Origin of the sequence: Solihabitans fulvus (genome assembly GCF_008386585.1) — a bacterium.
Classification (GTDB): Bacteria; Actinomycetota; Actinomycetes; order Mycobacteriales; family Pseudonocardiaceae; genus Solihabitans; species Solihabitans fulvus.
Window position 1 is genome coordinate 129,703 of the sequence record NZ_VUOB01000002.1, and the last position, 13,456, is coordinate 143,158.

The window sequence follows — 13,456 nt, forward strand, 5'->3', positions numbered from 1 at the left end:
GGAATTGGCGGAACAGGGAACGGGGAGGCCGGCAGCAGCCGGCCTCCCCGCCTGTCATGCCAGGATCATCAGCTCAGGGTGACCGCCGCGTCGTCGATGACGAAGGACGTCTGGAGCGAGCTGTCCTCGACACCGGTGAACTTCAGGGCGAGGGTCTGCCCGGCGAACGACGACACGTCGACCGTCCTGAGCACGTACCCACTGGCCGCGTCGACGTTGGAGTAGCTGGCCAGCGTGGTGGTGCCACTGGTGACGGTCAGCTTGTCGTACGCGGTGCTGCCCGTCTCTGCCGTGTCGATGTGCAGGTAGTACGTCAGCGTGGCGTGGCAGCCCGCCGGGATGGCCACCGACTGGGACAGCGTGTCGGTGTGGCTGCTGCCGTAGCCGTCGAGCCAGGCGTTCCAGGTGCCACCGTGGGCGGGCTGCTGGGAACCGTTCTGGCCGATGACACCGCTGCTTGCCGTCCACACGGTGTTACCGGACTCGAAACCGGGGTTGCCGAGCTTCTGGCCGCTGCATCCGCCGGTGGTGCCGACGGTCCAGCTGAACGACGCCGAGCCGGTGTGGCTGGCGCTGTCCTTCGCGGTCACCGTGACGGTGGAGTTGCCGGCGGTGTTCGGGGTGCCCGAGATCGTGCCGGTGGAGGCGTTGATCGACAGGCCGGCCGGCAGGCCGGTCGCGGTCCACGTGTAGGGCGCGGTACCGCCACTGGCCGACAGCGGCAGGTTGACGGCGGTGCCGGTGGCGGTGGACTGGTTGCCAGGGTTGGACACCGTGACGGTGCCGGTCGCGCTGCACGTCGGGTCACCCGACTGAGCCGGCACGCTGACGGCGTCCCACGCGGCCTTCACGGTGTTGAACTCGGTGCAGCTGCCGGGGAAGAGGTTCTTCGCCGCGGTCAGCGTCCAGGTGCGGTAGGCCAGGTACGAGCTTGCGCTGGTCTTGAGCAGCATCGCGTTGTAGAAGATCTTCACCGCGTTCTGCACGCCGAGCCCGGTGACCGTGGAGTTGTTGCAGGTCGGGCTGACCGGCTGGCCGTTGGTCGGGTTGGTGCCCTCGGCAAGCAGGTAGAAGAAGTGGTTGCCCGGTCCTGCGGCGGAGTGCACCTCGGTGCCGGGAATCGAGCTGCTGTAGCAGTTCGGGTCACCCAGCGCCGACGGGTTGTACATGTTGCGGATCGGGCCGTTGCCGACCAGGTTGATCTGCTCGCCGACGAGGAAGTCCGGCACGTCGTACGGCGCGGGCTCGTTGGCGAACCACTCGGTAGAAGCACCGAAGACGTCGGCGACGAACTCCTGCGTGCCGTTGCCGGAGATGCCACCGGGGGTGTGGTCGTCGATGCCGTGGCCGTGCTCGTGGGCGACGACGTCGATCGCGCCGATCCACTGATTGTTGTTGTTGTGGCCGATCTGGACCTGGGAACCGTCGTAGTAGGCGTTGACGTCGGCGAGGCCGACACGGATCGGCCAGCCGCCGCCGTTGCCATCGAAGCTGTTGCGGCCGAGCCACTGCGACAGCATCTTGTTCTCGGTCTGCGCCGCGAACAGCGCGTCGACGCAACCGGTCTCACGGCTGGTGGCGTCGCCGTTGCCCCAGTGGTCGCTGGACTTGGTGAACGTGGTGTTGTTCGCCGCGTCCTGGCAGCTGACGTTGCTGAGGGCAGGGTCCTGCATCGAGTAGGTGCCGCCGGACTGAGTGGTGTCCAGGTGCACCGGGTTCGGGCCGTTCCACGCGCTGGTGCCGTCGCCGTGCAGGACGTGTTCCTGCGTGTGCAGCACGGTTCCGGTGGTGGCGTCGACCACGACGTCGAGCTTGCTCGGGCCCTCGGCGTCCTTGCCTACCACGGTGCTCTGCCAGGCGAGCTTGGGCGTGCCGAGCGCGTAGGTGACCAACTGCGCCGCACTGACACCGTCCACAGCGGACAGCTGCTTGCGGGCGGTGGCCTCGGCCTCGGCCTTGGTGACCTTGGGGGTGAGCGTCGGCAGGGCGATGGTGCTGTCCTGGGCGACCGAAGTGCCCACGACCTGTCCCGTCGAGTTCGTCGCCACGACGAAGTCGCCGCCGACGACCGGCAGACCCCTGTAGGTCCTGTCGTACGGGACGTACTTCAGTCCGTTGGTGGACGAGATCGTGGCGTGCTGCTGGAAGGTGTCGTCCGCGCTGGCGTGCAGCGCGGCGGGCCTGCTTGCCACGAGACTCTGCGCGGCGTTGACGGCCATCGCCTCGGCGCTCTGGGGAGCGGCAGGGGTTGAGGCGGTGGACGGTTGCGCCTGCGCGACGGTGCTCGTGGCGACGGCTGCGACCAGGATTCCGGCCGCGGCCAAGGAGACGGAGTGTCTCAGCTTCATGGACAGTTCTCCTCTGGGCAGGGCGATTCCGGCCCGGGTGGCGGGCCGGTATCGGTAGAGGTGAAGGTGTTGCGAGATCGCGCACCAGGATCCGGCGTCAAGGGGCGGCAAACAACCGGCAAACGTACCAAGCTTATTAACAGTCGACTATATGTTGTGTTGTGAATATGTCACATACCGTGAGCAACGGCGTGATTCGGGTGAATCGGTCAGATCTTCCCAGGCTGTGGGAAGCGGACGCCGCCGCTGTGCACATCCCCGCCCACAGCGAAAAATGGCCTCACCGCCCGGATCGCCTAATGCGAGATCACCTACTGCGAGATCGCCGCGACCGGCAGCAGACCGACAGCAAAGGCCGGAGCATGACCGAACCCTTGTCGCCGCTGGACAATCCCGCCTGGGCCTCGTTGACCGGTCCGCACGCCCACTTCGCCGAGCGACACGGCCAGCTCAGGCGCTACCCGGTCGACGTCGCGCCGTTCGTCGCGGTGCCGGACCACCCCGACGAGACCGTGTGGCGCGACATCGCGGCGCTCGCCGGTCCCGGCGCGCAGGTTCCGCTCACCGGCTCCCTGACCAGGAGGACACCGCCGGACGGGTGGGAGGTGGTCGACCTCGGCGCCGGGGTGCAGCTCGTCGACGACAGTGTCGCGGCCAGGGCGGACGCCGAGGCGGTGCGGCTCGGGCCCGCCGACGTGCCGGAGATCCTTGCCCTTGTCGACCGAACGAAGCCCGGCCCGTTCCTGCCGCGCACCATCGAACTGGGCACGTATCTGGGGATTCGGCGCGGCGGCGCGCTGGTCGCGGTCGCCGGGGAGCGACTGCACCCGCCGGGGTGGACCGAGATCAGCGCGGTGTGCACCGACCAGGCGTTCCGGGGGCAGGGGCTGGCCACCCGGCTCGTGCTGGCGGTGGCGGCCGGCATCAGGTCGAGGGGAGAGACGCCGTTCCTGCACGCCATCGAGACCAACGCCACCGCGATCCGGCTTTACGAGTCGCTGGGATTCCGGCTGCGCCGCACGGCGACGTTCCGCCTCGCGCGCGTCCCGTCGGTCGAGTCCGCCGCCTGAGGTCGAACGGAGCGCGACGAGCGGCGCCGAACAGTCCACTGTGGAGGGAGCGGGGTGGGTGGTTCCGGCCGGCCTGGTCGCGTTGGTCGCCGCCGGCTCGCGCTGGAACACGGCGGCGCGGGCACCGGCGTCGGGCACACCGGTGTCGGGAACGCGCGGTTCGCTCCGACGGCCCCTGGCGTGCAGACTTGGCTGATGACCATCACGGGACCGGCCGTCGAGAAGGATCGCTGAGATGCACTCGGTTGGCCTTGTGCTGCACCCCCGGCGCGATTCGGCGCCCGCGGTCGCCGCGGTGCTGGACTGGGCGGCGAACCGCGGCATCGAGATACTCGGCATCGCCGACGAGATCGGCAGGCTGGACTGCGCGGCGGTCGGGGTGTTGCCCGCCGAGCTCGGCCGCCGGTCCGACCTGATGGTCAGCCTCGGCGGGGACGGCACGATGCTGCGCGCGATGCGGCTGGCCGACGGGCAGCGCGCCCCGGTGCTCGGGGTGAACCTCGGCAAGCTCGGCTTCCTGGCCGAGGTCGACGTGCCCGACCTGCCCGACGCGCTCTCGGCCATCGACGGCCACGAGTTCACCATCGAGCCCCGGCTGGCCGTCGACGCCGTGCTCGGTGGCCAGACCGTCACCGCGTTCAACGACGTGGCCGTGGTGCGGGTGCCCGGCGACGGCAGCGCGGTGGTCGCCGTGCGCGTCGCGGGCCAGCCGTTCGTCAGCTACTCGGCCGACGCGGTCATCGTGGCGACCCCGACGGGGTCCACCGCCTACAGCTTCTCCGCGGGCGGGCCGATCACCAGCCCGGCGGTCGAGGCGCTGCTGGTGACGCCCGCCGCGCCGCACTCCGCCTACAGCCGGGGCGTGGTGCTGTCCGTGCACGACGAGGTGGTGCTGGACATCCTGCCGTCCAGCGGGCGACTGGCCGTCGAGGTGGACGGGGAGGTCGCGGGCTACGTCCAGCCGGGAGACCGCATCGAGCTGCGGGGCCGACCGAGCGCCGCGCGCGTGGTCCGCCTCGGCCTGACCACGTTCTACCAACGCGCCCGCCGCAAGTTGCGGCTCACCGACTCCGCGGAGATTCCCCCGAGTGCGCCGGACGGCGCGGGTGGTTGGACCTGACGGTTCCGGCCTGTCGCACGGTTTCCGCGTTTGGTGCATGGGGGAGCCGTCAGCCGGTATGTTGATCAGTTGTTGCCGCGCACGGTCAGGGGCAGCACAGGTCGACCAGGAGAACGCCAAGCATGTGTACCGGCCCCACCCACGCCCTTCAGGGTGCGATCGTCGGCCTCGCCGTCACCGCAGCCGTCCCCACGATCGTCGGCTACACCCCGACCGTGCCGGCCATCCTGCTCGGCACCGTGCTGACCGCGGGCGGCGCGCTGCTGCCGGACCTGGACATGCCGCGCTCCACCGCGTCGAAGTCCGTCGGGCCGATCACGGACGTCATCTCGGACGGCGTGCAGGGGCTGTCCCGAATCACCTTCCGGCTCACGGCCAGCCGCGCCGACCGGGCACACATGAAGGGCACCCACCGCGGCCTCACCCACACGCTCGTGGCCGCCGCCGCGCTCGGCGCGGGCTTCACCTGGCTGACCGGCCTCGGCCGGATCGCGGCGCTGGCCACCGTGTTCCTGGTGTCGTTCGTGGCCCTGCGGGGCCTGCCACCGGTCGAGAAGAACTTCACCGACCTGATCACCGCCGCCGCGATCACGGGCGGCGCCTGGTGGGTGCTGACGACCCAGCCCGTTCCGGCGTGGTGGATCGGCGGCGCCATCGGCGTCGGCTGCCTCACCCACCAGCTCGGCGACGCCACGACGACGCACGGCGTGCCGTTGTTGTGGCCGTTGCCGCTGGCCGGGCAGCAGTGGCGGGGCCTTGGCATTCCCCGTTTCATGCGGTTCCACACCGGCGGCCCGTTCGAGAGCCGCGTGCTCCCTTGGCTGCTCGGTGCCGGCCTCGCCGCGCTGCTGGTCGGCCTCATCCCGGGTGCGTGGGCCGCCTGCGGCCACGTCGTGCAGTCCGCGCTGCACCACAACAGCTGAGCGGTCAGTAGGCGCCCTGGCCCCTGATGACCGCCGTGAACGTCTTCGCGACGATCAGGAGGTCGAGCGCCCACGAGGCTTCCTCCAGGTAGCGCAGATCCAGCCTGACCGTCTCCTCCCACGGCAGGTCGCTGCGCCCGCTCACCTGCCACAGACCGGTGATGCCCGGCTTGAGCAGCAGCCTGCGCGCCGCCCGTTGGTCGTAGTGCCCGAGCTCCTCCGGCAGCGGCGGCCGGGGGCCGACGATGGACATGTGACCCGCCAGCACGTTGAACAGCTGCGGCAGCTCGTCGACGCTGTATCTGCGGAGGAAACCGCCGACGCGGGTGACCCTGGGATCCCGCCGCATCTTGAACAACAGGCCGGAGCCCTCGTTGCGGTCGGTCAGACGGATCGTCAGCTCGTCGGCGTTGACGACCATGGACCGGAACTTGACCAGCGGAAAGATCGTGCCGTGTCGGCCGCAGCGGCGTTGCACGTAGAACGCGGATCCCCTGGTGTCGACCATGACGGCGACCGCCACGACGAACAGCAGCGGCGCGAGGACCAGCAACAAGACGAACGCCGCGAGCCGGTCGACGACCGGCTTCAGCCGATGCCACAGGGGAATGACCAGGTCCCTCGGCACGCCCGTCCAGGCGGCGGTGGTGTCCGGCTCGGTCTGGCTGAGTCGGACGTAGCGCAGTGACTCGGCCGGCGGGGTCGCGCCGAGGGTCCTTGCCTCGTGCAGGACCAGTTGGCGGTACAGAGCGTGCAGATAGTCCTCCAACAGGGACATCGCGATGACGCCGATCAGCCGCCGGTCGTCCTCCCGGCTGGGATCGAGGCGGCCCTGGATGCCGGCCGGGTCGACGACGGACTCACCGCCAAGGCGCAGGTACAGGACGCGTGCCATGGTGGACATCGCCAACACCATGATCCGGACGGTGCCGCGGTCCTGCCGCGGTCCCGGGTCGCGCCGGGACCGATACCTGGTGCGGTCGAAGACGTGCCTGGCCGTTCTGGCCAGGTCCGCGCCGATCCTGGTGAGCTCCCTGCTGGCGTCCTCCGCGGGATCTCCCGGCACGATCACGCCCGCGTACTCGTTCGCCACCGCGGCCACGTCGGCGACCGTGCCCATGATCTGCTGGAGGTCGCAGCTGCTCGGCAGCGGCCCGGGCGCGAGCGTCCGAGCGACGAGCGCGGCGTGGCCGAGGACCGCGCGGTCGAGTCGCCCGCCACCGGGCACCTCGAGGAACGGAGGACTGCCGTCGGCCAACCGGAACAGCTGCGCGGCGTCGTCCTTCGCGATCTTCGCGAGATCCGCGCGCCACGGCTCGTAGTTCGTCCTGGGATAGGGCACGCGCTGGCGCCGCTCGCTGTAGGTGCGGAACAGGCGAGAGGCGATGGTGTCGCCGTGCACGTCGAACGCGTCCGTGCTCCAGTACGCCTCCGGCGCGGCCGCCTCGGCGAGGATGTCGTCCAGCTCGCTGGTCGAGGGCAGCCGGAACGTGTGCTCGGACTCCAGCTCGGCGGTCAGCCACGCGCAGAACGCCCGGGCGTCCTCGTGCCGCATGCCGGCGGCCGGCTCGTCCTCCGCTCCCGCCGGGAAGACCGAGTCGACCCAGTGGTCCGGAATCCGGCAGTCGTCGACGGAGTCGAGGAGGTGCTGGTATTCCAACCAGGTGACGGGCGGGCCGGTGTACACGCCACGCGACACGCGTCGCTCGCGGGCAGCCCTGAGCAACAGGCGCGCCCGCGCCGCGTTGCGCCTGCTCGCCGGGTTCGCCCGCAGATCGGGCGGGTTGAGCCGCTGCTCGACCACCGACCGCGCCTCCGGCGACAGCTCCCTGGCCTCCTCGACGCACTGCACGGCCAGCGCCAACAGCTCCGCCTCCCGCCCGCCATCGGCGCGCAGGAACGCGACGACGAGGTCAGTGGCGTCCGCGTTGGCCGCGTACAGCAGCGCGGTCTCGTGCCACCAGTCCTGCTGCACGGCCTCGATCAGCTCGTGCCCGAGGTTGTTCTCCCTGATGTGCTCCGCCGCGAGGAACTCCTGCAACGTCAGGTGCGCGAACGTCAACAGGTCCCGTTCGCGCTCCAGCAGCAGGCCGCTGGACTCCTCGACCCTGCGCAGGAAGTCCACCGGGCTGACCCGGACGGTCACCCTGGTCAGCGCGGGCCTGACCAGTTCGGCCGCGTCCGCCGTGGAGATGTCCCGGACGCCGAGCCGCATCATCGCGTAGGCGAGTTCCTGGAGGACCATCTTCTTGCGTGCCGCCGGCATGTCCAGGGCGATGCCGCGCGCCTCGTGGCGCTTGCCGAGGAACACCTCGCAGATCTCCCGGTACAGCTCGGCCCTGCTGCCAGGCAGGGCGTCGCGGTAGTGGTGGACGGTGGCGATCATGGTCAGCAGCAGGGGGTTCGACGCCAGGTCGTGCAGGGCGCGGGTCTGGTCGAGGCGCGAGGACAGCTCCGCGGCGCCTCTGGCTGCGGCGATGCGGGAGGACGCGTTGTCGCCGCCATAGGACCGGATCGAGGTGGCGCTGTACCACTGGGTGATGAAGGCGTCGATCTGGTCCGGGCTGAAGGCCTGCACCCTGAGCACGGTGGCGCCGGTGATCTCGTTGTCCCGATAGCCGAACGGCCGGCTGGTGATCATCAGCAGGTTGTCGGTCTGCGCGCTGGCCTGGGTTTCCAGCCACGAGGCCATGGCGCGTCTCGTCGCCGGGTCCGCGATCTCGTCCAGCCCGTCCACCAGCAGCAGGAAGCGGCCCCTGCGGAGGTTCTTCTCGACCCACTGCGGAGGCCGTGGCCGGCCGCCGATGGAGGGCAGCGTCCGCTCGATCAGGTCGACGAGGTCCCTCGGCGTCGAGAAGGTCCAGTCCCGGTGATCACGCAGGTACACGATCACCGGGATCTTGCGCGGCGCCCTGAGTCTGGCCGCGGTGCGCGCGTTGCTCGCGGTGACGAACGCGATGTGCCTGAGCAGGGTCGTCTTGCCGCGGCCAGGCGGGGCGAGGATCGCGATGACGGAGCCGATCTCCCGTCCGCCGTCGCGCAGCCATTCCCAGATGTCCGCGCCGTTCGTGGTCCGGCTCGGGCCGTAGCCGACGGGGTTGGTGCTCGGCCGCACCGCCGGATCGGTGTCCAGGGCGAGACGGACGTAGATGTCCTTCATCTCCAAGGTGAACTCGGCCTTGGTGGTGACGCCCTTGAGGTCCACATACCGCGTCTCCGCGGCGACGTAGCGGAGGTAGTACCGGGTGTAGGGGGAGAGGAGTCGTTGCACCGCCCCGTCGAAGGCGTCGGCGGCGCGGGCGCTCCATCTGCTGCGGAGCTGGGTCACCACTGCGGCCGCGAATCCCACCAGCAGCACGCCGAACTCGTAGGCGAGGGTGAGCGCGACCGTGAGGGGCGGGTGGTCGCGCAGGGCGGGAATGCCGGCAATGCAGCCAACCGGGACACCGACGGCGGCCAGAACAGTCACGGCTGCTTTCGGTAAACCGGAGGTCATCGCGGTCGTTACCCCCTGCTGAGGTACCCGTGGTGACTTCGTATCGCCGATCATCGCGCCCCCGTTACCGGCGGCGTCGGCGGCGCGCGCGGGCACGCCGAACCACCTCGCGAGGACGGGGTCGAGAGCGGGTCAGACGCTGCGCAGCACCGAGACGACGGCGCCGAGCACGACGGCCCGATCGCCGTCGATGACCTCGTAGGCCGGGTTGCGCGGTTCGAGGAAGACGTGGCCGTTGCGGCGCCGGTACACCTTGACCGTGGCCTCGTCGTCGATCATCGCGGCGACGATCTGGCCAGAATGCGCCTCCGGCTGCTGGCGCACCACGACGATGTCGCCGTCACAGATCGCGGCGTCGACCATCGAGTCGCCGCGCACGCGCAGGCCGAAGACGTTGCCGCGCCCGGTGAGTTCGCGGGGCAGCGTCAGGATGTCGTCGACGTGCTCCTCGGCCGGGATGGGGGTTCCGGCCGCGATGTTGCCGACCACGGGCACCGGCACCGAGTCGCTTGCCGAGTCCTGTGTGGCCGGTTGACGCAGGAACACCCGGACGTCGATCGGGCGGGACATCGTGCTGCTGCGACGCAGGAAACCCTTGTCCTCGAGACTCGCGAGGTGTTTGGACACAGAGGACGACGACCGCAGGCCGACCGCGTCGCCGATCTGTCGAGTGCTCGGCGAGTACCCGTGCCGCACCACCCAGTCCTGGATCGTGGCCAGGATGTGCTGCTGACGTTGCGGCAGCTCCGAGGCGTCCAGGTGCTCGAACGCAGCACGATCGTCGTAGGCGGTCACCCTGGCAATGGTATAGGCACTCGATCGAGGCCGGCTCACCGGCTCGAACTCGTCGCTCCGTCACATCTCGCCGCCGCCCGTCACATCTCGCCGCCGCCGTCCGTCATAGCGGCGGCACCGTCACCGGAGGGTGCGCGCGATCGAGTTCCGAAGTGAGGATGATCATGTCTCAGCGGGTCGAAACCACCGTGGCCGGGCAGGTCGACGGGCCGCCGGACGGCCGCCGGCTCGGGCTCGCGTTGCTCGTCATCGCGGCGGCGCAGCTCCTGCTCGTGTTGGACGGCACCATCGTGACCGTTGCCCTGCCCCGGATCCGGGACGCACTGTCCATGCCGGACGCCGACCTGAACTGGGTGCTCACCGCGTACGCGCTGGCGTTCGGCGGACTGCTGCTGGTCGGCGGCCGCGCCGGCGACCTGTTCGGCCGCAGGCGGGTGTTCCGCGTCGGGTTGGTGGTGTGTGTCGGGGCCTCGCTGCTCGGCGGCCTGGCCACCAACGGGACGATGCTGATCACCGCCAGGGCGCTCCAGGGCGTCGGCGCCGCGATCGCCGCGCCAACGGCGCTGTCCCTGCTGGCAACGACCTTTCCGGCCGGGGCGGCGCGCAACCGGGCGCTCGGCGTGTACGGCGCGATGGGCGGGCTCGGGTCGGTGGTCGGGCTGCTGCTCGGCGGCGCGCTCACCGAATACCTGAACTGGCGCTGGATCCTGTTCGTGAACGTCCCGATCGCCGTGGCGATCCTGGTCGGCACCAGGGCGTTGGTCGAGGGTGACCGGGAACGCGGCGGGCTCGACCTGGCCGGCGCGATTACCGCGACGCTCGGCCTCGGCTCGCTGGTCTACGCGATCAACCGGGCGGGCCTGCATGGGTGGACCGACGGCGTGGCCGTCACCTTCGACGTGGTCGCCGTCGTACTGCTGACCGCCTTCGTCGTCCTCCAACGCCGCGGCCCGAACCCGATGGTGCCGCCGAGGGTGCTGGCCGATCGCGGCAGGCTGGCCGCGAACCTCGTCAACTTCCTTGTCGGCGCTGGCATGTTGGCCACGTTCTACTTCCTCACCCTCTACCTCCAGGCGGTGCGGGGCTACGCGCCGATGCTCACCGGCGTGGTCTACCTGCCCTTCGCCGTCGGCATGCTGGTCGCGGCGGGCGCGATCGGTCCGCTGCTGCTCGCCCGCACGTCCGGGCGGGTGGTCATCATGGTGGGGATGCTGCTCGCCGCGGTCGGCATGGCCTGGTTCGGCCTGCTCACCCCGGACCAGAACCCCTTCACGGTGCTGCTGCCCGCGCAGCTGGTCACCGGACTCGGCCTCGGACTCGCCTTCGTCGCCGTCACCATCGCCGGCGTGCACGGCGTCGACCCCTCGGACACCGGCGTCGCGTCCGGGCTGGTCAACACCACCCAGCAGATCGGTGGCGCGCTCGGACTCGCCGTCCTGGCCGCCGTCGCCACCTCGGCGACGGCGCACCAGCCGGCCGGCACCGCGCCGCGCGACGCCCTCACCCACGGCTACACCACTGGGATTCTCGCCGGCGGCGCGCTGTACCTGGTCGCGCTGTTCGTCGCGGCGTTCGCGCTCGGCCCGCGCGCGGATCGTCGCGGCGCTCGTGCCGGGCGACGCTGAACCCGTCCGCCGCGCTCGCGCGGACGCGGTGATTTCGATCGAAATCTGAAGCAGTGAAAGGAACTGACATGTCAATTGACCGAAGGAAGGCGCTCGCGCTCGGCGCCGGCGTGGCGGCGTTGGCGGCGGCCGGCGGCATGACCGGCGGCATGACCGGTGCGTCGGCGGCGGCCGGGCAAGACGTGCCGAGCGACCGGGAGCTGGCCGCGTCGCTGCCCGGCGGGTTCCGCAGCGCGCACGCGACGGTGAACGGCACGCGGCTGCACTATGTGGCCGGTGGGGAGGGCGAGCCGCTGTTCCTGCTGCCGGGCTGGCCCGCGACGTGGTGGAGCTACCGCAAGGTCATGCCGACCCTGGCCAGCCGCTACCGGGTCGTCGTCGTCGACCTTCGCGGCATGGGCAGCTCCGCCAAGCCGCAGGACGGCTTCGACAAGAAGACGATGGCGCGGGACGTCCGCGAGCTGGCGCGCCAGCTCGGGTACGACAGCGTGCACATCGCCGGGCACGACATCGGCGCGATGGTGGCGTTCAGCTTCGCCGCCAATCATCCCGAGGCGACGCGCACGGTGACGCTGCTCGACGTCCTGCACCCCGACGACGGGCTCTACGAGCTGCGGATGTTGCGGCGTCCCGACGGCCCCATCAGCATGTGGTGGATGGCGTTCAACCAGGTGCCGCTGCTGCCGGAGCAGCTGCTCGCCGGCCGAGCCAGGCACCTGATCGACTGGCACTACGGCATCGGGCTCGTCGATCAGTCCACTGTGGGCGATCGCGATCGCGCGGTCTTCGCGCACGCCTACAACACCGAGGAGGACGTCCGGTGTGGAAACGGCTGGTACAAGGCGTTTCAGCAGGACATCGAAGATATGCGGAGCTATCCCAAGGTGACCGCGCCGCTGCTCGGCCTGGCCTCGCCGTTCGCGTACCCGTGGTTCCAGGGCACCCTGCCGAGGATCGCCACCGACGTCCGGGGCGTGGTGAAGTTCGAGAAGTCCCTGCACTGGCTGTGCGACGAGGAACCGGAGCTGGTCTGCCGCTCGCTGCTGGGCTTCATCGGCTGACCGCGCCCCGGCTACCGTCCACGTCGGCGCGCCCGGGTCCGTCCGGCGCGCCGGCTTCGCCGTTGTCCACCTCGAACGAACGGAGCTCCATGACCGACGACACGTTCCTCGACCAGGTCGCTGACCGACTCGCGGCCCTGCCCGCCGTCGACGCCGTCACCCTCGGCGGCTCGCGCGCCCAGGGCACCAGCACCCCGGACAGCGACTGGGACCTCGCCGTCTACTACCGCGGCGGTTTCGACCCGGCCGATCTGCGCGCGATCGGTTGGGACGGCGAGGTTTCCGACCTCGGCGCCTGGGGTGGCGGCGTCTTCAACGGCGGGGCGTGGCTCACGATCGACGGCAGGCCCGTCGACGTGCACTACCGCGATCTCGACGTCGTGGAACACGAACTGGCCGAGGCCGGGCAGGGCCGTTTCCACTGGGAGCCGCTGATGTTCCACCTCGCGGGCATTCCCAGCTATCTGGTGGTCGCCGAACTCGCCGTCAACCAGGTGCTGCGCGGCAGCCTGCCGCGCCCCGAGTTCCCGCAGGCATTGCGGGACAAGGCTCCGGGCGAGTGGCGGGGCAGGGCTGCCGCGACGATCGCCTACGCGAAGGGCGCGTACGTCCGGCGCGGCCAGGCCACCGAGGTCGCCGGCGCGGTGGCCACCGCCGCGATGCAGACGGCGCACGCGGTGCTGGCCGCGCGCGGCGAGTGGGTCACCAACGAGAAGCGGCTGCTCCAGCGGGCGGGCCTGCGCGGCACGGACGCGATCGTCGCCGCGCTCCGGCCGGACCCTGCCACCCTGTCCCGGGCGGTTGCCGAGGCCGAGCAGTTGTTCGAGGCCGCCGCTCGGCGTGGATCTGGCGATGATCCTGCGTGCTGACGGCGGCAGACCCGTACCCTACGGCAGGTCACTGACCGGAAGTGGGGGAGTAGCCGGATGCAGCCTGGCGAGCACGGTTCACCGCAGCAGGACTTACCGCGGCAGGACTACCAACACCAGGGCCATCCCCAACAGGGATATCAGCAGCC

Annotated in this window: 9 protein-coding genes; 6 read left to right on the top strand and 3 right to left on the bottom strand. The window is 70.6% G+C overall.

The features are described from left to right. Nucleotides 1–68: 68 nt before the first annotated feature. Nucleotides 69–2,348, bottom strand: a complete 2,280-nt coding sequence (locus F0L68_RS01990) for a M4 family metallopeptidase (protein WP_149847639.1) — start codon at nt 2,346–2,348, stop codon at nt 69–71. Nucleotides 2,349–2,710: 362 nt separating this feature from the next. Here F0L68_RS01990 and F0L68_RS01995 point away from each other — a divergent pair, with 362 nt between their 5' ends. From F0L68_RS01995 to F0L68_RS02005, 3 genes are all read left to right on the top strand, one after another. After that, the gene (locus F0L68_RS01995) at nt 2,711–3,418 is read left to right on the top strand and encodes a GNAT family N-acetyltransferase (RefSeq protein WP_149847640.1); all 708 of its coding nucleotides are present in this window, start codon (nt 2,711–2,713) and stop codon (nt 3,416–3,418) included. Nucleotides 3,419–3,653: 235 nt separating this feature from the next. Continuing rightward, complete coding sequence (locus F0L68_RS02000; protein WP_149847641.1) at nt 3,654–4,538, top strand: NAD(+)/NADH kinase; 885 nt, start codon at nt 3,654–3,656, stop codon at nt 4,536–4,538. Between the two features lie 122 nt (nt 4,539–4,660). Then, nucleotides 4,661–5,461 (top strand): metal-dependent hydrolase, encoded by an 801-nt coding sequence (locus F0L68_RS02005; protein ID WP_149847642.1) that lies wholly within the window; start codon nt 4,661–4,663, stop codon nt 5,459–5,461. Nucleotides 5,462–5,465: 4 nt separating this feature from the next. On the opposite strand, the gene F0L68_RS45500 is transcribed toward F0L68_RS02005, so the two are convergent. Both F0L68_RS45500 and lexA read right to left on the bottom strand, forming a co-directional pair. Continuing rightward, nucleotides 5,466–8,930 (bottom strand): sugar transferase, encoded by a 3,465-nt coding sequence (locus tag F0L68_RS45500; protein WP_188316339.1) that lies wholly within the window; start codon nt 8,928–8,930, stop codon nt 5,466–5,468. Nucleotides 8,931–9,089: 159 nt separating this feature from the next. Further along, nucleotides 9,090–9,752 carry a transcriptional repressor LexA gene (gene lexA / locus F0L68_RS02015; protein WP_149847644.1) on the bottom strand — a complete coding sequence of 221 codons (663 nt, stop codon included), beginning with the start codon at nt 9,750–9,752 and terminating at the stop codon, nt 9,090–9,092. A gap of 164 nt (nt 9,753–9,916) precedes the next feature. Here lexA and F0L68_RS02020 point away from each other — a divergent pair, with 164 nt between their 5' ends. The 3 genes from F0L68_RS02020 to F0L68_RS02030 all read left to right on the top strand — a co-directional run bounded on the left by F0L68_RS02020 (nt 9,917) and on the right by F0L68_RS02030 (nt 13,307). Continuing rightward, nucleotides 9,917–11,377 carry an MFS transporter gene (locus tag F0L68_RS02020; protein WP_188316340.1) on the top strand — a complete coding sequence of 487 codons (1,461 nt, stop codon included), beginning with the start codon at nt 9,917–9,919 and terminating at the stop codon, nt 11,375–11,377. A 68-nt stretch (nt 11,378–11,445) separates the two neighbouring features. After that, nucleotides 11,446–12,438, top strand: a complete 993-nt coding sequence (locus tag F0L68_RS02025) for an alpha/beta hydrolase (RefSeq protein WP_149847646.1) — start codon at nt 11,446–11,448, stop codon at nt 12,436–12,438. Between the two features lie 89 nt (nt 12,439–12,527). Further along, a complete protein-coding gene (locus tag F0L68_RS02030; RefSeq protein ID WP_149847647.1) occupies nt 12,528–13,307 on the top strand; it encodes a nucleotidyltransferase family protein in 780 nt (259 codons plus the stop codon). The last annotated feature ends 149 nt before the right edge of the window (nt 13,308–13,456 follow it).